We start from the raw sequence: 18,094 nt of genomic DNA, 5'->3' as shown, positions 1-18,094 counted from the left end.
GCTTCACGGCGTTCTTCCCCCCTGAGTATTGCGTTGCTGCGCAGTGGCCTGGATTTGTGCCAGGACATTGCGGGCATCAGCGGCGGTATTGCGCACCTCCTGCAGCAGGGCGGCACTATCGGCAACCACCTTGCGTTGCTCCTCGCTCTGGCCCTGCTGTTTTCCGCGCTGGTAGGTTTGCCAGGTGAAGGCGGCGGTGGCCAGCACCAGTAGACAGACCAGGATCAGGCTGTTTCTCATGGCACCTCCGCCAAGTCACGCAGACACCAGGCTTTAAAATCAGCGCGCCGATTAATCAATCCCTGAACAGGCTGGCCGCCGCTGTTAACAAAATCGGTCAGCCGGTTACACATGGCCGGCCATTGCTGCGCCTGTGCATGACGCCAGATAGTGGTGCGGTGGCGCCGACTCTGTTTGTCCCGATACCACATCAGGTTGATACACCCCAGATTGAAAGCAGCATCAGTCATTGCCTCAAAGGCTGACTGCGGCATCACATCCCCTCTGAAGTTTTGCCGGATGCAGTTTTCTGCATGCTGCATGTCGGTAACAAAACGGGCCGCCACTTCGCTGGTACCATAAGTGCGATTCTGCACCTTGCTGGTTGATCCGCATCCTACGGTCATGACACCTGCGCCATCCCGGTAAGGTGTTGCACGGCAGTCCTCCCAGACCGCGATCTTCTGCTGCGCTTCGGGAGTGGTACGTAGCGCCCCCGGTGTAATAGAAATCCCCATGGCGACAACAGCGGCAGCGGCATAACGTTTAACGGGTGTGCGCATCGTCCCCGGCCTCCTGTTGTAGTATTTTCTGTGCCTCATCCGTCATGTTGTGCTGTTGAGATTGCTGCAATAACTGAGCGATCAGCTCATTGCGTCGATTCTGGGCGCGCTCCATCCGACCGCGGTGCAACCAGGCACGCCAGCCGGAAATGACACCCAGCAACAGGCCAGCGAGGGCAATTTTTTCACTGATGGTCATGACGCCAATCCCTGTCACGATGGCGGCGGCAAAAAATGTGATGCTGTCATGCAGTCGACTGAACATACCTAATCCCACAACTGGATCATTTCCCGCGTTTTGATTGAGGGTTGATCGGGCATTTCGACTTCCTGCCCAGCGGTCAGGAAAAGCGCGCGGCTCAAGCCCGGATTGGCTGCCAGAACCTGCTCGGTCACACCCTGGGTACTGCCGTAGTGCCGGAAGCACAACAGATCCACGGTGTCCCCTTGAAGTGCCTTTACTCGCATTACCACAGCTCCGCATAGATACGCTGGGTACCCTGAATGTCGGCGATGGCCCAGCGTGCATCGCGCCACAGGGTATCTGCCTGCGGCTCCAAGGCATCCGCCTTGCGGTCACCGTGCTCAGTCGTGTCAACATCGCGCATACTCTCCAGAATTAGGGCTCGCGTGATGGCGTAAACTGCTCGCCGATAACGATAAACCGTGATGCTTTCACCATTAACCGTGCGAGCAGGAACTTCTCCTAACTGTGTAAACCCAGCCTCCTGTTGCCGCTGCGCCCAGGGCGACAGTTCGTCGCTGACATGGATCACGGCCTCGGTTGCTGCATGCAACAGGCGCGCTGTTGTGGTGCGACCAGATATCCGGCAGGCCAGGCGCAGATCACGCAATGAGATGGCTGGCCAGAATGGATCTGTGGTTACCTGGATTGCACCATCGTCGATGTCTGGGACATCACGCTGAGTGGGCACTGCGTCGGGCTTGGCAATAACGCTCATCTTTGCCTCACAAAAAAATCAGGCGGTGGGCGGGCGACCAAAAGGCCAAAGATACCGGCCAGATAGTCACCCGCGCCGCCTGCGACGGGGGTCGAGACGGTTAGGTGTTCTTTTTGCCAGCGTTTTTGGTTTTACCTATAGTTTTGCGGGCAACGCTGGTACGCGTTGTTTTACGTGAAGGAGCCATTGGCGGCACCTCCTCTACAATCGGCTGGCCAGGCACCTTTTTCAGTGCGCGCGTTAGTGCGGCAATCTCACGCTTTACGCCAGCATGAGGATTAAGCTGCATTGCAGTGCGTAACAGTTCCAGCGATAGCGCCATGCTGTCAGAATCGGTGTTGGCACGGCGTGCGAAGGCGCGAGCCTTGCACAATTTGGCGCGAACTTCGTCAGGCATATCCTGTCCCTCAACGAGGTTCGCCAGGGTATCCAGCGGCGCAATAGCGTCATGCAAATCAGCGTCCGACTGGGTGGTGGCCAGCGTCAGAACAGGATTACAAATTTCCTCAGTCAGGGTTGTCGCCGCATTGCGGCCGAAGTTATCTGCCAGACTCAAGCCATGACGGATCACATAGTCCCCCAGACGTAGAGCCAGGGCTAAATCGCCGCAATCCACCGCCCATACCATTAATGTGGTGATGACTTCATCAGGACGCCCCCGGTCACCCTCCAGGGTTCCCTCGATCCAGCCTGCGAACTGCGGCAGGATCTCCTTTTTCAACTCTGCTTTCGTCTGGCGTGACTGAATACCGCCCAGGCGTGACTGCGCCAGACGAAGCATATGTAAAACCTGTTCATGCGCCGTGCGCTCGACCGGACTGTCCTGCTCGGGAGACAGCCCTGCACGCTGTGCCATTACGCGCTGAAAATGCGCCTGTGCTGGAGTCAGCATGTTTATCCCCTCGTTATGACAATGGCCGGGTGCCAATACCCGGCTCAGGTCTTATTCCGTGGCAAACTTCAACCCTTCGATCAGGGCGCATTTACCAAAGTCTTCCACCACATACGCATCATTGGTGGATTGGTAGGTAGCGATGCGGTTGTACTCCGGCTCTTCACGAATGAGACGGCGTAGGGAGCCACGCTGGTAGTAGATAGACAGGTTGTTGAAGCTGGTGATCAGCAGTGCATCCTTGGGGAAGAACGGAGCCAGGTAGACAGGTAGGCCGCCAATCATGCGTGACGAAATAATCAGTTGGCCAGCCATCAACTCCGTGTTGGGATTGGTGCCACTCAGTGCGTTAATCATCGGCAGGCGCAGGCTGTTAAACAGATCGCGCCCCAGAATGACCACCAAATCAGGTGCGTCCTTGTGCCATTCATCCAGCAGGGATGAATGTGCATCTTGTACCAGGGCGTCTGCATTATCGTACTTACCCTTGTGAATGGCCTTGTTATCCATATCACGTGCGGTCAGGGTCACGCCTGACATAACGCGTACGGCAGCCTTCGTTCGGATATGTTGCAACCAGCCGATATTGACATCCTGAAGTAACTGATTACTGGCGAAGTTGGAAGCCAAAGCATGAGAGGTACCGTTAAAGCCAATCATGATGCGATCAAGGGCAATCTGCCGTGCAATCTGCTGGTTAACCAGCGTGCGGAAATTGGGCTGGGCGCTCCAGGCATCCAACTGCGGATAGCTGATATAGGTGTCGTAGTTAACCTGTTCGCAACGGTAGCGCGTAGCGGCCAGATCGTGAGCTGTTAGCGGGTTACGGCGCTGGGTGCCGTCACTGCTGGTATTGGTGCGGGCGATCGGGCCAGTGGTATTGACCATGATCTTCTCGCCTTCCTGGTCGTTCACACCGATGATATTGATTTTTTGGGTGAACTCGGTGCTCTCTTTCGAGGCGGCCTCCATGCGCTGCTGAATTTCTGGGGTGACGCTATAGCGCTTGCCCAGTGTCTCAACGCTGACGCTATTCAGCTGCGCCTGATGGCGCATGTACTGATTGAGCTGGGTGCGGGTGTGCGCGGTTAATACCATTGCCATTTGCTGTCTCTCTCTTGGCTAGAATCAGAAGTCCCACTGCTGGTTGTCACTGCCACCCGTGGCGGTAAAGCGCATGGACGGATTAGCATCCTCGTGCAGCTGCTTGTGCAGGGTGGCGAGATCTGTGGTCAGTTTGGCGATCGCCTTCGTATCGCTCTGGTGCTGTTGCTCCAGCTTGCCGAAGCGGTCGAGCAGATCGGCATGGGACTGAGCGACGTTTTCCACCGCGTTGCGTACCTGGCTGAACTGCTCGCTATCGGACTGACGCCCCTTGCCAATCAATCCCATTACACGCGCAAACCACTGCTTGCCTTCATCAGCCTGCTGTGTTGCCAGTTCGATAATTTCAGCCTCGATAGCCTCGGTAATGAGGGGGGCATCACCTTGTTGCTGGTTGAACTGCATCACTTGGGTGCGTTGCTGGGCAGTGAACTTCAGGCGTTCGGTGCCCAGGCTGGCTGGAGTGTCAGTCATTGCCAGACCAATCAGGTAGGGACCATCGGTCACACCTGATTGTGGGTGTAGCTCAATGCTGGAATAGACTTTCTTTCCTTCGCTCACCAGTTTCTTCATGCGCTCAGTGGGCTCAATCTCGGCAAAGAGTGCGGTGCGCCCGGCTAATGGCCCCTCAGTAATGTCTTCTGTGCTCAGGGCGATCACATCTCCCATGGCAGCAAAATCACTGCTGGGGACGGGGGAAAGGTAGTGCTCCACGTTAACGCGAGCGCCGTAGACGTTAGGGTTGTAATTTTTTGCGGCAGCCTTGAGGTGCTCACTACTGATTTCGCGCCCATCTACGGTATTGCCGGAGACGGCGACGCGGAACTTTTTCCTGGTTGGCTTGGTGGTCTGTCCCATGATGTATTGCCCTGCATTTGACTACATGCAACCATCATGACAAAGGCTAACCCATTGTCTCAACGTGGTTTTGTTGTCGTTAGTCGGGGAGAACTAAAAGTAGTCTGGGCTGGGATCGCGCGCGGGGTAAGCTCTCCAGTATGACCGATAGGGGGAGTGATGGAGCAAGAAATTTTTATCCGTCTGCGCGCTAAGCAGCTCTTTTGGCAGGGGTATTCTCCGGCAGAGATCGCGCGCCTGATGGGGGTCAACGTCAACACCCTGTACACCTGGAAAAAACGTGATGAATGGGACGAAACACCACCGATAAAGCGGGTTAGCCAGTCGATGGATGCACGCTTGGTGCAGCTGACCCAGAAGGAGAATAAGAGCGGGGGCGATTTTAAGGAGATCGATCTTCTTACCCGGCAGTTGAAAAAGCTCAGCGGCGATCAGGCTACCGAGGCCGGCGGAACCAAACCCCGCAAGCGCAGGCTGAAGAACCATTTTTCAGAGGCGCAGATCACCGCGCTGCGGGAGAAAATCCTGGCGTCGCTGGCCTGGCACCAGCAGGGGTGGTACGCGCAACGCCGCCAGCGTAACCGAATGATCCTCAAGTCGCGCCAGATTGGGGCGACCTGGTATATGGCGCGCGAGGCGCTACTGGAAGCGCTGCGCGATGATGTGAAATACCCCTATCAGCGGAATCAGATTTTCCTGTCCGCATCCCGGCGTCAGGCGCACCAGTTCCGCGAATTTATCAAGCGGGCCGCAGAAGAGGTGGATGTCGAGCTAAAGGGCGGCGACAAAATCATTTTGTCCAATGGGGCCGAGCTGCATTTTTTGGGGACGTCCGCGGCAACAGCGCAGTCCTATACCGGCAACCTGAAGTTTGATGAATTTTTCTGGATCGGCAATTTCATCAAGCTGCGCAAGGTGGCGGCGGCAATGGCTACCCTCACAGGGTTAACACGAACCTATTTTTCCACCCCCTCGAGTGACACGCATGAAGCCTACCCGTTCTGGACGGGCGACCGCTGGAATGAAAAGCGCCCAAAATCCAAACGACAGCCATTTGATGTGTCATGGCGCGCGCTGAACAGCGGTGTGCTATGCCCGGATAAAATATGGCGGCAAATCGTAACACTGCAGGATGTTATCGATCATGGCTGGGAATATACCGATCTCGACGAGATTCACGATGAAAACACAGAGGATGAATTTCGCAACCTCTACATGTGTGATTTCGTGCGGGATGGGGAGTCGGCCTTTAGCCTGAATGCCCTGATCGGCTGCGGTGTTGATGGTTATGACGACTGGTTAGACTGGAAACCCTTTGCAACACGCCCGATGGGTAACCGCGCGGTCTGGGTAGGCTATGACGCCAACGGCAGCAGTGGTAACGGGGATAGCGGCGCGTTGTCGGTCACCGTGCCGCCAGCCGTGCCCGGCGGCAAATTTCGTACCGTCGAAACACGTCAGGTGCAGGGGCTAGAGTTCGAAGAGCAGGCGCGGGTAATCGAAGATCTTACCTTTAAGTACAACGTGCAGCACATCGGTATTGATGTTACCGGGGGGAACGGGGATGCCGTGTACCAGCTGGTGAAGAAGTTTTTCCCGGCTGCTGTTCCCTACACCTTCAATATTGCCTCTAAAAGGGCGTTGGTATTGAAGATGCTGCAGGTGATCCGTGCCGGGCGCTGGGAGTACGACCGCGGCGAACGGGCGTTAACCAACGCATTCAACTCGGTGCGCAAGATAAAAACCCCGGCGGGGTTCATTACCTATGACACCGACCGCACCCGCGGCGTCAGCCATGGCGATCTGGCCTGGGCAACCATGCTGGCGGTTATCAATGAGCCGCTGGGGCAAGAGCAGGGCGGTGATGAAGGTTTTGCAATGGAGTTTTGAGGGCAATGAAGAAAAAACGGAGTAAGAACCTATCCCGAGGCACAGGGCAGGATATGGCACAGGCGTTGCGTGACGCGCCAGGGTTGAGTGCGTTCACTTTCGACGGCCCGTATCAGACCAACGGCTGGGATCTGCTCGATAACATGTATTGTGCAGATAACGGGCGCTATTTCGAGACGCCATTGGACTGGAGCGGCCTGGCGCGCGCGGCACGGCAAACCTCTTGGCACCAGTCGGCGCTGTATTTTAAGCGCAATGTCCTGGTGGGGTGTTTTATCCCGCACCGGCTTCTGTCCCGGCAGGCCTTCTCGGCGTTTGTGCTGGACTGGTTTGTGTTTGGTAATGCCTATCTCGAGCTGCGGCGTAACCGGTTGGGAATGCCAGTGGCGCTGCGTCATGCGCTGGCAAAATATACCCGGCGTGGCGTAGATCTGGATACCTACTGGTTTGTTGATGGCGCCCATCCGGAGCACGCCTTCCCAACGGGGGCGATCTGCCATGTTCTTAACCCGGATATCAACCAGGAGATCTATGGTATGCCGGAGTATATCGGGGGGCTATTGTCGGCTAGCCTGTCGCACTCGGCAGACACGTTCCGCAAACTCTATTACGACAACGGATCGCATGCTGGGTGTATCGTCTACATCGGGGCCGCTCAGGCCAATCGTGAGAGCATTGAATCTATCCAGAAGATGCTGACCGAATCGAAGGGGCGCGGTGCGTTTAAAAATATCGTGCTGTACGCGCCGAACGGCGGCAAGGATGGTGTGCAAATCCTGCCTTTCCAACAGATCACCGCCAAGGACGAGTTTGTGAACGTGAAGGCCTCATCACGGGATGACGTACTGGCTGCGCACCGCGTTCCACCGCAGCTGATGGGAGCCATGCCGGGCGAGAAGGGCTCCTTCGGTGATGTGGAGAAGGCCGCTAAGGTATTCGCTATCAACGAACTGACGCCCGTGATGGAGGCGCTTAAGCATGTTAACGACTGGTTGGGTGAAGAGGTGATCCGCTTCAACCCTTACGCTCTGCTGAAGCCTGGCGACTGACGCGCTACGCTTGTCTGCTGCCTCGCGGGTATGCAATGGCTTGCGTACCCGCGAGGCAGATTGTGATTAAAGAAATGCAGCGGGGCGGCGCTTTTTTAGGTGGGATGCGATGTGTTTTTTCATGCTCTTCACTACCGGATCCCAGACCTCATCGTTGGACTTGTCGATAAAAACCTTAATGGGTGCATCGTCTTCAACGCGTACGATAAGGGATAAGCCTCCATCGCCAACGGAGAATAGTTGAAGATCGATCACAACACTGACGGGGTAGCCAACATCAAACGAATCTATCCAGGTTCTTACCGCCATACGGAATACATTGTCGGGTGCTGTCGCTATTCCGCGAACGGAAAGCGGGCTGAAATCTGCTGCCCTACCGCTGGGTAGCCCTGTTTCGACATAGGGATGAGAATCACCGCTTTTGTCCGTCCAGTACATTGATGGTAGCTCTAGCCACTCCTCGTAGTACTCAATCAGTCGAGCCGCTTCATCTTGCAAGATTCTGGCAGCCTCAGCCCGCTTTTCCTCGGTCTCCCGATTAAGATGGCACAAATCATCAAAATGACCCATGATGTTTTATCCTCCCGCGTTGTTGATGCTCATGACTATTGTGTCGCCAATTGAAGCTTGCAGCAAGGTGTTGCGCCAGACAGTCTGGAGCTAGCGCGCCCATCCAATCATCTAATCCACCGTATATGCATATGCGCTGTGCGCCACGCTATAGCGCGCGCACATATCCGCACTGTCTTATTCATTTGAAATGAGATAACGCGCCAGTGTAGCGCTGTGGCGTTATTTGGCACGGTATAGGGGCATCCCTACCCCGTTGCGGGGGCGTGTCCCCCGTCACCTGCGCGCAGCAAATGTTGCGATTTCTGTTCACGAACGGAAGCGGGGTCATGCCGCGCCCAGACTGGGCTGGGAGGGGATTTTGGTGGGCAAAAATATTGTTCAAAATTGTTCACTTCCTTGCAAGTAAATGTACATGCGTGGCGACAGGTTTTGTGAAGCAAGCCAAGTGCGAGGGGTGGTTGAGCAATAGGTGGAGCGCTGTATAATTCACCGGTCATGCAAGCGGGAATCTTTAAATGAAAGATATTACATATTGGAACAAGAAAATTCAGGAAGAAATTGATAATTATCCAGCACCCGTGCGAGACAGGATAAATTTTGAACTTGTTGCGTTGCAAAGCAATTGCCCTCACTCATTCGATGACTTTGCCTTAGCTGTTGAGGTTGACGGAGAGGACGAAATGTCTGCATTCCCGCCGGTACAGAAAAAATCGATGAGGGAAACGATAGGCCGATATGCTATGCAGATGACTATCAAGAGCACTGATTCGTATCGAGTGATCTATGTCGCAAAATTTGACGAGTCTATCTATGTAATTCATACATTTAAGAAAAAAACAGAAGGCGTATCTAAAAAAGAGTATGGAACGGCAACGAAGCGGTACAAGCAGTTGGAAGAGTATCGCCGCCAACACAAATTAAAATAGCTTGTTTGTATCTCAAATTTGATATAATGTGTTCAGTGTCAGCAATGTTGCTGACTAAGGTGGGAGAGTTATGGAATTCGTCGTAGTTAAGAACCCCTATGCATCATCAAGTGTTTCTCCAAATGAAGCTAACGATAAACACATCCGTGCACAACTGATGGTAATTATTCGTAAGATGATTCAAGAGCGAGGGCTTAACCAGCGAGCAGCAGCAGAGCTACTGGGAACAACTCAACCAAGAGTCAGCGAGATCATCAACGGAAAGCTGGATAATCATACGATTGATAGGCTTTTTTCTATGCTGAACACCCTCGGGTGGGACTTCAAATTTGGATATTCTGGTGGGGTAGTTACTGCTACAGCAGAGCTATCTTGTCAGGCAGCATAAATGATAAAGCCCCTAATGGCGGCAACCATCAGGGGCTTTTAAAGCAAAGTGCGATGCTCTGGGAGACATCGCCACCTTGGACTCTTACAACGTTTCTGTTCTGGATTCTAGTCAATTCAGGCATAAAGAATCAAGGTAAAAATCACTCCCAGTAAGGAGGTGATCATGAATGTCATTGAAAAATATTGCAGCGCGACCAGCTCCGAAGGGATTTCGCTGGCAGTACTGTCGTTACCGGAAGGTTCGGGGAAACTCAGGCCGTCAACTTGATGCGCATGAGTATGGATGGAAAGCATGGGCATTCTTAGTTCGAGCCTAACTAACTATCGCAAAGCATGGCAAATGCCATGCTTTTTTCATTTTGTGTTGGGTAAATTCAATCTATCTTTTTGACGAGCCGCGCTCTTTAATCTATTCATTAGCGATGTCGTTTCAGTGAAAATCCGGCCAGGTGACGCAGCGGATTGCCTAGATATGAGATGCCCGCTCTTTTGGTCGAAGGCCACAACCATGCCAGCACCATCCTGAAGGTGTGCGCCCTGCAGCAGAGAGCAGATCACGCTCTCGCCGACATCAAACCGCATCACGGAAAGCTCTCCTTTTAACCTCTCCACCATCAATAACTCAACGTTCTGGCTCTCAAGTAAGGTGTCCGTGGCGCTTTCATTGACCTTCCAACGACAATCTCGAGAGTTCTTCGCTTTTCTATTGAGCGTATTCTGTTCAGTGGGACAGTTATTGCCACAAGTCAAGGGGCGGCGGGGCCGCCCGGAACGTCAACAGACTCCCTCGGCTGCGCCGCGGGAGAGGTAGTGGGCGCAGCCTTTTTGACCAGCTTCCAGGTGTCAGGATGGGTGCATATACGGGATGCGGCGCCCAGTATCGGGGAATAGATGCCGTAAATCTGAATGGGGGTTTCACCGTAGTCATTTTCTCTATCGGCGATGTCGTAGGCGGTGCGTACGACGTAATCTTTCCGGGGGATGAGCACGCCGCCCTGGGCCATGATGTAGGCGGCAAAATCCCCAGCATCAGCGCAGGCCAGAACATTATCCATTGCCGGATCCGGCAGGCGTTGTGGGCCATCCTTTTGGCGTGTCATCTGGCAGGCGAGGCGGCGCAACTCACGCCAGACCTGGCGCGAAGGGATGCCGAAAAACTGAAACTGACGCACCCCGTGCAGTCCGGCCCAACCGATGGCATTCTCTACCGTCTCAGCCATGTCCTTGCCGCTCTCATTGTCTTTACGCGGTTCGCCTGTTTTGGGGTCATTTCCCTTTACTGCACCGCGATCGATGTTCTTCCCGATATAGGTAGCGATGTAGCCAGTGGGCGAGCCTTTCTCTGCAGTGATGATCTCACTCTTAAAGCGTGGGGTAATGTCATCACCCAGCTCTTCGCGGTCGTCCCGAATGGCAATATCGCGCACAATTTCCTCGATTGTCTCGCGCTCTTCTGGGCGGGTGAACATCATCATGTGCCAGTGAACGGTGCCGTCGTGGTGCGGCTCAGCAACGCGGATGCCATACCAGAAGAGCCCCTGGCGTTTGAGTTTTTTACGAACCGCAGAGAAAAAGCGGTCAACAAGGTAGTTACTGCTATCGCGCGTAGTTGAGCCGTCCCATTTTGGATTGGGATGGCCATCCTCTGTGGTTACATGGAAGCGTGACGGGCACGTCACGGTGATAAACGTTGGTACGTCCCCGCGCTCCTCGGCGATCATCTCAATGCCCTTCATTGTCGTCATCATCTCGAAGCGACGGTGTTTAGGGCTGCTGGCGCTGGCGTAGTAAACATCTTCAAGATCGATGGTAAAACCATCCTCACTAACCAGCTCATGGGACTTAAGAAATTCACGCAGACGGCGGCGCTGCTCGCGGAATGCACTCAGCGCATCGCGGCTGATGTAAGGGGATACCTGGCGTGATACCTGACCGGCGGCGCGCAGCTGCTCCTCGCGCCAGCGGCAGCGCAGGCGCCACAGCTTACGCTTCCAGTATTCGGCACACATCAGGCGCGCTATGGCACCCGGCAGCTTGTCCATATCGATAGGGTTACGGCGGTTTTTATCAAGGCGCAGCGCCTCCCAGCGGGGCGGGGTGATATGCAGCGATAGCGCCATGTACCCCAGGCGCTGGTAAATGGCGAGCGCCTGCATCGGTGTTTGCTCGATGTCTGGGCGCGTATATTGCCGGTCGAACTCCCCACTAAAAGCGCCTGCGGTCAGTGTGGCCAGTGTCTGGATGCGGCGCTTATTCAGGTGTGGTAGATGCAGCAACTCATCGAGGCGTTCGCGCACGGCGATTATCTGGTATTGCTGCGTCAGAAACCGACTGTTCGTCAGCGTAATGCGGCGTAATAACAATGCTAATTTACTGCGGATATAGCGGCTCGCCGGTCTGGATGATTTGCCGGCAGCCTCTGCGGCTTCCTGTTTTTTCTGCAGGTGCTTTAGGCGTTGCAGTAGCGGGGTTCGCAGATAGTCCGGCAGGGTCATTAACTCGGCCAGCGGGCCAGAGTCTGGATCCTTGCGGGCGGCAGCGTGGGCAATGCGGATTTTGGGCAGCAATAGATCGCGCTTGCGAAAGCGCTCGCCAGCTTCTTCGGCAAGCGCCTCCAGATGGGAGGCGACCTGCTTTCTCTCGGCCTTTTGCTGACGGGCTTCCCGTTCTTCGCGCGCTTTGCGATTTTTTGCTTCTTTCGCATAAAGCGCAATCGCATCGCCTAGGTCGGTGCGCGGGGCGCGGCCAAAGGTTTCCGGGTCGATAGCGGGGTGAGGCGTACCCCATGTGCATTGCCCTGGCATGCGTTACGGCTCCATGCCTGTGCTCTGCAACCATGCCCGATTGCAGACATCGAGCAGGCGGGCGGACTCTTGGGCATACTGCTGAGCGTTGACCTGATGGCCTGAGCGACTGGTACTGTGTGCTATCAGATCGGCGATCAGGGCGCCCGACGTTTGATAAATGGCTACCAGGTTGCCGCCTGGCTCCATGAGGCTTATCAGCTCAAACCCGGCGGCGCGTTCTACGCTGTCGGGGGGATTAATGCGAACGCGGTAACGGCCGTCGATAATGAATTCATCCAATTGGAACGCGTGTTGCTGATTGTGGCGTGCCAACTTTTGGCGCCATAGGTCGTGCAGCTCCTGAACTTTTACGCCCAGACTTGCATCTACAGCCCATAGCCAGTCGATGAAGGCGTGAAAGTCGGTTACTGGCTCTGCAGATTGATCGTCAATATGTTGTGCAACTTCGTGATTTTTAGGCATGGGAAGCCCTCCGGGTGAGCGGATATGACAATGCACCAGGTGCCAGCGTATGACTGGCGCCCGGTGTTGCTGTATTAGTCGTTATTCTGAGAGTTTGGGATAAGCCCCAGTGCGCGGGCTTCCTGGCTAATGGCGGCCAGATCTTCGCGCAGATAGCTGATGATGTGCGGCAGGCAAACCGCCGGCAGCATATTGCCCTCGGCAAGGCATGCATCGACGGAAATCCAACGCGTGATTGCGGTTGCTCGATAGAGCTTGTGCGTGATTGATGGTGAGAATGTAGCGGGTACGGACGGCTGGCCGGCGTGCGGCTTGAAATCGTGAATGGTTGCCATGATAGGGCACCCTCTCTAGTTGGTTTTGATAACTCACCAACCAGAGAGGCTAATCTCGGGGTGGTGAGACGTACAGGGTTAGCCTTACCGGCAACTAGAGAAACCGGCGCGTCCGTAGACGCCCCTGCACGCCCCACCATAATGCGCAGATGTGGCCGTGCTTCGCACACAAAAAAACCGCTTACAGCGCGGTTGTGCGCTCTAGTTAAGTCCGGGAGGCTAATCCCGGCAGCCGATTTTGCGGCTGCACGGGAAATATAGCCTCCGGTCACGAGATCACGCAAGCGGTTTTTTGGTGTGCGAATGCAAGCGATCATGCAGCGTGCTCCGGCATGGTCGCGTTTGCCGTGATGATTAGCTCGGAGGCCGGCCCCCTTCTGCTGTCAGCAGTAGCGCCGATGCTGCGTTTAACGCCAACGCAGTGGCGCTTGAAATTGCGATAGAGCGACTGCACCAATAGGGTATTGCTGTTGGAGGCGATAATCGGGAAACCCTCACTAGCAAGGCGCTCCAGGATGGATGCCAGACGGTACTGATCGTCTTCGCTGAATTTGGATGTGTGGTAGCTGGAGAACGTACCGTCATACGGCGGGTCGCAATAAATCACATCGCCCGGCTTCACCATGGCGAGGGTTTCTTCATAGCTGGCGCAGATGAATGTTGCGTGCTGCGCTTTCTCGGCAAAGGCGTCGATCTCAGCTTCGGGGAAGTACGGTTTTTTATGGTTGCCGAACGGCACATTAAAGTGCCCGTGCTGGTTGTAACGGCACAGGCCGTTGTAGCCGTGACGGTTGAGGTAAAGAAAAACCGCCGCACGGTGCAGAGGATCGACAGCCGCGGTATTGAAGTCCATGCGGTGCCCATAGTACATGTCAGCGAAGTTGCCACAGGCGAACAGGGCGCGCGTACGGTTGACCAATTCGTCTGGGGCGGACGCTATCATTTTGTGCGTGTTGACGAGATCAGGGAGAACATCTGCAATGAGATACCCTGGGTAATCTGTATTCATCATCACCGTACAGGCACCACCGAACGGCTCTACCAACCGTTGACCTGCTGGTAGATATTGGCGCAGTTCGTTCATGATGCGTGCTTTGCTACCCGCCCATTTCAGTGGGGTTTTATTGATCGTTGGCGTCATTTCATGCTCCCCAAGGTTGCTGGCGCCTCAGTGATGACGATGGTGTGTTCAATCTTTTCCGCAGCAAATTGGCGTCCATCGATCAACATGAGATACGCCCCATCGGGGATTGCGGGGTGCGGCTCAGTATGCGCGATTAACTCATCAGGAACGGAGTACGTTTTCCCGCGAGAAGTGAAACGGATAAATAGGCGTTCACGCAGCTGCATGGCCAGCCTCCGGTTTTTTGTGGTAAATGATGTAGTCAACCGCGTCGAATTTGATTTCGAGTTTGTTGGCAATTTCTCGCACGGTTAGCCCTTCGGCGCGCAGCGCATGCGCCATGTTGATGTCCCACTGTGAGGGGCCGTTGCGACGGCTCATCCCCATAGCGTAAATCTTTTGCCGAACTGCATTTGGCGTGCGCCCCTGTGCCACTGCGATTTCCGCAAGGCTTTTCCTTTCAGCCACTTGCTGTTCCAGGAGCTGCTCTTCCTGTTTTGTCCATGGGCGTTTCATGGGTGTACCTCCGGCAAGACTTCGGTGAGTTGAAAGGACAGCACCCAGACCGCCGGATCCTGCTCCCAGGCGTGAGGAGAACGGCTATAGATGGCGTCCCAGGTGTGGTGAAAATGCGAGATGGGGGTGTCTGCGGGCATACCTTCGTCGATGGCTCCCTGTTCGCTGATGTCGTGCAGGTGCTCGATAGATACGTCGCTCAGCATCGCGCGGGCGAACGGGCGGGCTTGTGAGTTGATTGATAACTCAATGAGATCGCCTGCGATGCCATGCGGACAATGAGCCAGGAGCGAGGCGGCGTAGCTCCTGGTGAGAACGTGTGTATTACTGGGGATGAGAAGATCGCTGTCCGCATCCAGTGCGACAGTGGTTAACCTGTCGGTTATTTGTTCCCAAAACCATATAGCCGGATCAACGTGTGAGCGCAGGCAAGGGAATTTTACCGGACGGCGCGTTACGGTTTTTTTGCCCTCAAGAATGAGCGGCTTAAATTCAGGGCTAAATGTTAATGTGTACGCCATTTGCGTATATTCCTTGTGTATTGCGGATGTTTAAGCAGCTTCCACGTAATCCCTTCGTCCAAACTGAATAACCGATAACGGTCGGTGATATTGATCACTCTGGCTCGGGGTAATACTTCAAGGCGGCGGACATGACTGCCATCACCTTTTAATACTCGATTGAATGCTGCCCGTGCCTGGCGTTCTAATTCACCGCCACGACATCTAGCAGGAATAATCAGCTGCATGATAATTGCCTCCCGTTTCCAGCTTCGGGGTGAGCGAATCCCGCCGCAGTGCGGTGGAGTTAATTCTATGCGTGTGATTTATTTCGACTGAATGTAGGACTCTATTCTTTCAGCTGTCTCTCCTGCCTGGATAGTAACCTCTCGAAGTAAGGTTACGACAACATCATAATTACCCTCATCCAGACGGCGCCCTGCTATTGCAATAAGGCGCTTGATTGTCTTTATTTCTTGCTTAACTTTCTTACTAGACATCGACTACCCCCTTATTTATTTTGTTGCTTTACATATTCGACACGCAAAGCAACATAAAAAATATACCCAGACACAAGGCGCTAAATGCCACAGTGCAAAGTATGAGTAATACCAATGCGGTGATTATTTTTATAGACGAAACGGGCCATGGCATGGATTAGGCTCCCGTATTAAGTGGGGCAGGTATTTCGTTGGTGAGGATTTTGTGAAAGAGCTGGTTAATTTCATCCATGCTCTCATAGTCCCCGGCAGCTTCCGCTGCGCCAGCCAGCTTGCCGACACCGGCCAGGAGATCGGCGTAATGATGTTCCATGCAGACTTTGGTAGCCTGGTTATTGAGACCATGCAAAGAACTCAGGTTTTCTTTCTTAAAGCTGTAGTTCTTCAGCATGGCATTGATGACATGTTGAAAATGTGTGTTCACAAAGCCTCCTGTACTGGTTGGTTTAATACTTACCTTTTGAATTCGTGCTCATATCTGGCTAGTTGGTTATTCTATCCAGCTATAGTTTTAACATTATCCTTACTAAAGGCAGATTAAAGCCCTATCCACAACAACCAGGCATCGCGCTGCTCACGCGGGCGGTTGTAATACGCATCGCGCATCGCACGGTTGAACTCAGGAATATAGATCCAGTTCTCAGCACGGGCGCCTAGGCTTTCCGGGTTCTTCCATGGAATGATCGGTAACTTACCGTCTTCAATCATGCTTTTAACCGTGGCGGGTTTCTTGCCGATCAGCTCAGCAAATTTTGGGTATGGAACCGCGTCAACAGCGTGACGCACTTCAATGAACCCCTCTAACTCTTTGTCTGTCATAGTGTTAGCTCCTCTTATGAAATCATGCCGGGATTTTTAGCCATGCCCGGCGCATGGTTGCTGTGTTAGGATATTGTTGCGATACAAAAGCCTGCACAGCGTTCCATTTTCAATGAGGTATTTTTGGATCAATTGGCTTATTTGGTATGGAATAGATAAATTTCCTTCTCGGCGCTACCCGAACAGGAAAACTGGGGTCGTGCTCAACAGCACCCCTCTGGGAGAGCTTGATAACCGCATCCTCCTCTATTCTTTTGCGAATCCAGTCCAGCACATCCATGGCCTCATGATAGGAATAGTGATTTAACGCATACAGCATGGCTTCTGACGCCTTTAATACACGGTCAACGTAAAAATCTGCGGACTTGAGGCCTCTCATATGAAATTCACCCTTATTCGTAACAAAACCAATCCAAAATCGTATTGCTGGGAACTCGATATCGGAGACGAAATTTTGTTTAAAAGTCAGTTCTTTGATAGCTTTATCGATGCTATTAGAAACCTCGAGAACTTTCATTTAGGACTTTTTTCAATACCGGTGGTTGACGACAATAACAACCTTCTATGCCCTCACGAATCCAATCCCGACAATCCTCATTCCCTGCTTTTACGTATCACTCAAAAAGACGATCAACGCTGGATGTGTGAGATATGCACCCTCACCGGCGAGGCTTTAACGGCACTTGGCCCCTTCAATACAAAAGACCATGCGATTTGCTACTCCTCTGCATTTGTAATGGACATCTATACCGATGCAACCGTTACTGACCAACATGGTTCTATGCCACCTGTCTTGTCGTTTTCCCGCCGTTATCGAGACACTTTTGGTATTGTCGATACCCACCCTTCCGCTTGCCGTCACTAACTCAGTAACTGGTCTTAGCGAAGACCATCCGGAATCATTAACCCGGCAAGAGCAAAGATGTTTTCCATGTCACGGCCAGAGATATCTTTACCGCTTTCACTGGCCTTTTTAATCGCGTAGCTCGCTATGTCGCCTGCTATATCGATCATTTCTCGCGGTGTTACCAGCTCTCGCTGGACGGTTTTGATCTCCACATAGCTGATCGATCCGGCATATCCGCAACGTCCGCACTGCTCTTTCCTTACGTTCATTTGTGCTAATCTCCGCATTGGCGCTAGGCGCTTATTTCGGCTTGTAACTGCTTATCTAAGAAGTTGCTTTCTTATCCTAATGGTGTCAATTGACACCCATGTGGAGGAATATATGGTGTCATATGAATCCCTGTCAAGCAGTATCGGGGAGAAAATTCGGACAATAAGGGATGCAGAAGGGCTATCCAGAACTCAATTCTTTGAATTGACAGGAATCCCGGCAAGCACTCAAAAACAGTACGAAACAGGCAGAAGAGATGGAGTTGGCAGCGATATCTTGCTCAAGATTACGCAGCATTCACGTTTCGCAAAATATACACTCTGGCTAATGACTGATAAGACCGCTCCGCAAGCTGGTCAAATCGCACCGGCTCTCGCACACATTGGGCAAGAATCAACGGAATCAGACCACTCCGAGAAACAAACTGGTTAACCATATATAAACATTACATTTTCACTATCTGTTACCAGGATGGTGAAATAAACGCCG

General features: G+C 53.4%; 29 protein-coding genes and 1 pseudogene. 6 read left to right on the top strand and 24 right to left on the bottom strand.

Annotation, left to right across the window (positions count from 1 at the left end; genetic code table 11):
- Positions 1-3: 3 nt before the first annotated feature.
- The 8 genes from DCL27_RS00350 to DCL27_RS00315 all read right to left on the bottom strand — a co-directional run bounded on the left by DCL27_RS00350 (position 4) and on the right by DCL27_RS00315 (position 4,598).
- Positions 4-240, bottom strand: a complete 237-nt coding sequence (locus DCL27_RS00350) for a hypothetical protein (RefSeq protein ID WP_228594456.1) — start codon at positions 238-240, stop codon at positions 4-6.
- The gene (locus tag DCL27_RS00345; protein WP_035597297.1) at positions 237-782 is read right to left on the bottom strand and encodes a lysozyme; all 546 of its coding nucleotides are present in this window, start codon (positions 780-782) and stop codon (positions 237-239) included. The genes DCL27_RS00350 and DCL27_RS00345 overlap by 4 nt, the downstream gene beginning before the upstream one ends.
- Positions 766-1,047, bottom strand: coding sequence for a hypothetical protein (locus tag DCL27_RS00340; protein WP_050979564.1), 282 nt, complete (start codon positions 1,045-1,047; stop codon positions 766-768). Before DCL27_RS00340 ends, DCL27_RS00345 begins: the two co-directional genes overlap by 17 nt.
- A 2-nt stretch (positions 1,048-1,049) precedes the next feature.
- Positions 1,050-1,250, bottom strand: a complete 201-nt coding sequence (locus DCL27_RS00335; protein ID WP_035597303.1) for a tail protein X — start codon at positions 1,248-1,250, stop codon at positions 1,050-1,052.
- Positions 1,250-1,744, bottom strand: coding sequence for a head completion/stabilization protein (locus DCL27_RS00330; protein ID WP_035597306.1), 495 nt, complete (start codon positions 1,742-1,744; stop codon positions 1,250-1,252). The genes DCL27_RS00335 and DCL27_RS00330 overlap by 1 nt, the downstream gene beginning before the upstream one ends.
- A 100-nt stretch (positions 1,745-1,844) precedes the next feature.
- A complete protein-coding gene (gene gpM / locus DCL27_RS00325; RefSeq protein WP_035597309.1) occupies positions 1,845-2,636 on the bottom strand; it encodes a phage terminase small subunit in 792 nt (263 codons plus the stop codon).
- A gap of 51 nt (positions 2,637-2,687) precedes the next feature.
- Positions 2,688-3,740, bottom strand: coding sequence for a phage major capsid protein, P2 family (locus DCL27_RS00320; protein WP_035597312.1), 1,053 nt, complete (start codon positions 3,738-3,740; stop codon positions 2,688-2,690).
- A gap of 24 nt (positions 3,741-3,764) precedes the next feature.
- The gene (locus DCL27_RS00315) at positions 3,765-4,598 is read right to left on the bottom strand and encodes a GPO family capsid scaffolding protein (protein ID WP_035597315.1); all 834 of its coding nucleotides are present in this window, start codon (positions 4,596-4,598) and stop codon (positions 3,765-3,767) included.
- Positions 4,599-4,757: 159 nt separating this feature from the next.
- On the opposite strand from DCL27_RS00315, the gene DCL27_RS00310 reads away from it, so the two are divergent.
- Both DCL27_RS00310 and DCL27_RS00305 read left to right on the top strand, forming a co-directional pair.
- Positions 4,758-6,488, top strand: a complete 1,731-nt coding sequence (locus DCL27_RS00310; protein ID WP_035597319.1) for a terminase large subunit domain-containing protein — start codon at positions 4,758-4,760, stop codon at positions 6,486-6,488.
- A gap of 5 nt (positions 6,489-6,493) precedes the next feature.
- Positions 6,494-7,537, top strand: a complete 1,044-nt coding sequence (locus tag DCL27_RS00305) for a phage portal protein (RefSeq protein WP_035597322.1) — start codon at positions 6,494-6,496, stop codon at positions 7,535-7,537.
- A gap of 66 nt (positions 7,538-7,603) precedes the next feature.
- Here the strand turns inward: DCL27_RS00305 and DCL27_RS00300 are convergent, their stop codons facing one another.
- Entirely contained in the window at positions 7,604-8,107 is a 504-nt protein-coding gene (locus tag DCL27_RS00300) for a hypothetical protein (RefSeq protein ID WP_035597325.1), read from the bottom strand.
- 518 nt (positions 8,108-8,625) lie between these two features.
- Here DCL27_RS00300 and DCL27_RS00295 point away from each other — a divergent pair.
- Together DCL27_RS00295 and DCL27_RS00290 are read left to right on the top strand one after the other, a co-directional pair.
- Positions 8,626-9,036, top strand: a complete 411-nt coding sequence (locus DCL27_RS00295; RefSeq protein ID WP_050979565.1) for a type II toxin-antitoxin system RelE/ParE family toxin — start codon at positions 8,626-8,628, stop codon at positions 9,034-9,036.
- A gap of 70 nt (positions 9,037-9,106) precedes the next feature.
- On the top strand, positions 9,107-9,424 hold the full coding sequence (locus DCL27_RS00290; protein WP_050979566.1) for a helix-turn-helix domain-containing protein: 318 nt from the start codon (positions 9,107-9,109) through the stop codon (positions 9,422-9,424).
- Positions 9,425-9,540: 116 nt separating this feature from the next.
- Here the strand turns inward: DCL27_RS00290 and DCL27_RS00285 are convergent, their stop codons facing one another.
- The 14 genes and pseudogenes from DCL27_RS00285 to DCL27_RS00220 all read right to left on the bottom strand — a co-directional run bounded on the left by DCL27_RS00285 (position 9,541) and on the right by DCL27_RS00220 (position 16,867).
- Positions 9,541-9,720 carry a hypothetical protein gene (locus DCL27_RS00285; RefSeq protein ID WP_035597327.1) on the bottom strand — a complete coding sequence of 60 codons (180 nt, stop codon included), beginning with the start codon at positions 9,718-9,720 and terminating at the stop codon, positions 9,541-9,543.
- 452 nt (positions 9,721-10,172) lie between these two features.
- Positions 10,173-12,230 carry a replication endonuclease gene (locus DCL27_RS00280; protein ID WP_410470718.1) on the bottom strand — a complete coding sequence of 686 codons (2,058 nt, stop codon included), beginning with the start codon at positions 12,228-12,230 and terminating at the stop codon, positions 10,173-10,175.
- 3 nt (positions 12,231-12,233) lie between these two features.
- The gene (locus DCL27_RS00275) at positions 12,234-12,695 is read right to left on the bottom strand and encodes a hypothetical protein (protein ID WP_035597330.1); all 462 of its coding nucleotides are present in this window, start codon (positions 12,693-12,695) and stop codon (positions 12,234-12,236) included.
- Between the two features lie 74 nt (positions 12,696-12,769).
- Complete coding sequence (locus tag DCL27_RS00270; RefSeq protein ID WP_223931198.1) at positions 12,770-13,030, bottom strand: derepression protein; 261 nt, start codon at positions 13,028-13,030, stop codon at positions 12,770-12,772.
- A 41-nt stretch (positions 13,031-13,071) separates the two neighbouring features.
- Positions 13,072-13,347: pseudogene (locus DCL27_RS00265) on the bottom strand (ash family protein); the annotation flags it as partial.
- Positions 13,344-14,171, bottom strand: coding sequence for a Dam family site-specific DNA-(adenine-N6)-methyltransferase (locus DCL27_RS00260; RefSeq protein WP_050979568.1), 828 nt, complete (start codon positions 14,169-14,171; stop codon positions 13,344-13,346). The gene DCL27_RS00260 and the pseudogene DCL27_RS00265, both read right to left, overlap by 4 nt.
- Positions 14,168-14,380, bottom strand: a complete 213-nt coding sequence (locus DCL27_RS00255) for a hypothetical protein (RefSeq protein ID WP_035597333.1) — start codon at positions 14,378-14,380, stop codon at positions 14,168-14,170. The genes DCL27_RS00260 and DCL27_RS00255 overlap by 4 nt, the downstream gene beginning before the upstream one ends.
- Positions 14,367-14,669 carry an SANT/Myb-like DNA-binding domain-containing protein gene (locus DCL27_RS00250; RefSeq protein WP_035597337.1) on the bottom strand — a complete coding sequence of 101 codons (303 nt, stop codon included), beginning with the start codon at positions 14,667-14,669 and terminating at the stop codon, positions 14,367-14,369. The genes DCL27_RS00255 and DCL27_RS00250 overlap by 14 nt, the downstream gene beginning before the upstream one ends.
- Positions 14,666-15,190, bottom strand: a complete 525-nt coding sequence (locus DCL27_RS00245; RefSeq protein ID WP_035597340.1) for an ASCH domain-containing protein — start codon at positions 15,188-15,190, stop codon at positions 14,666-14,668. Before DCL27_RS00245 ends, DCL27_RS00250 begins: the two co-directional genes overlap by 4 nt.
- Positions 15,175-15,417, bottom strand: a complete 243-nt coding sequence (locus DCL27_RS00240; RefSeq protein ID WP_146196428.1) for a ParE family toxin-like protein — start codon at positions 15,415-15,417, stop codon at positions 15,175-15,177. Before DCL27_RS00240 ends, DCL27_RS00245 begins: the two co-directional genes overlap by 16 nt.
- A 78-nt stretch (positions 15,418-15,495) precedes the next feature.
- Entirely contained in the window at positions 15,496-15,669 is a 174-nt protein-coding gene (locus tag DCL27_RS00235; protein ID WP_161598455.1) for a hypothetical protein, read from the bottom strand.
- Between the two features lie 157 nt (positions 15,670-15,826).
- On the bottom strand, positions 15,827-16,093 hold the full coding sequence (locus DCL27_RS00230; RefSeq protein ID WP_035597343.1) for a hypothetical protein: 267 nt from the start codon (positions 16,091-16,093) through the stop codon (positions 15,827-15,829).
- A gap of 113 nt (positions 16,094-16,206) precedes the next feature.
- Positions 16,207-16,488: a Cox family DNA-binding protein gene (locus tag DCL27_RS00225; protein ID WP_000130011.1), complete on the bottom strand. Its 282-nt coding sequence runs from the start codon at positions 16,486-16,488 to the stop codon at positions 16,207-16,209.
- A gap of 109 nt (positions 16,489-16,597) precedes the next feature.
- Positions 16,598-16,867 carry a hypothetical protein gene (locus DCL27_RS00220; protein WP_035597376.1) on the bottom strand — a complete coding sequence of 90 codons (270 nt, stop codon included), beginning with the start codon at positions 16,865-16,867 and terminating at the stop codon, positions 16,598-16,600.
- On the opposite strand from DCL27_RS00220, the gene DCL27_RS00215 reads away from it, so the two are divergent.
- Entirely contained in the window at positions 16,868-17,353 is a 486-nt protein-coding gene (locus DCL27_RS00215) for a hypothetical protein (RefSeq protein ID WP_146196429.1), read from the top strand.
- 14 nt (positions 17,354-17,367) lie between these two features.
- Here DCL27_RS00215 and DCL27_RS00210 read toward each other — a convergent pair whose 3' ends face one another.
- Positions 17,368-17,604, bottom strand: a complete 237-nt coding sequence (locus tag DCL27_RS00210) for a hypothetical protein (protein WP_035597347.1) — start codon at positions 17,602-17,604, stop codon at positions 17,368-17,370.
- 112 nt (positions 17,605-17,716) lie between these two features.
- Between DCL27_RS00210 and DCL27_RS00205 the strand changes: the two genes are divergently transcribed.
- On the top strand, positions 17,717-18,037 hold the full coding sequence (locus tag DCL27_RS00205; protein WP_035597350.1) for a helix-turn-helix domain-containing protein: 321 nt from the start codon (positions 17,717-17,719) through the stop codon (positions 18,035-18,037).
- The last annotated feature ends 57 nt before the right edge of the window (positions 18,038-18,094 follow it).

The organism is Edwardsiella tarda ATCC 15947 = NBRC 105688 (assembly GCF_003113495.2).
Lineage (GTDB): Bacteria > Pseudomonadota > Gammaproteobacteria > Enterobacterales > Enterobacteriaceae > Edwardsiella > Edwardsiella tarda.
Note: the sequence above shows the minus strand (reverse complement) of the source record. Positions and strands in the feature narration are given on the sequence as shown.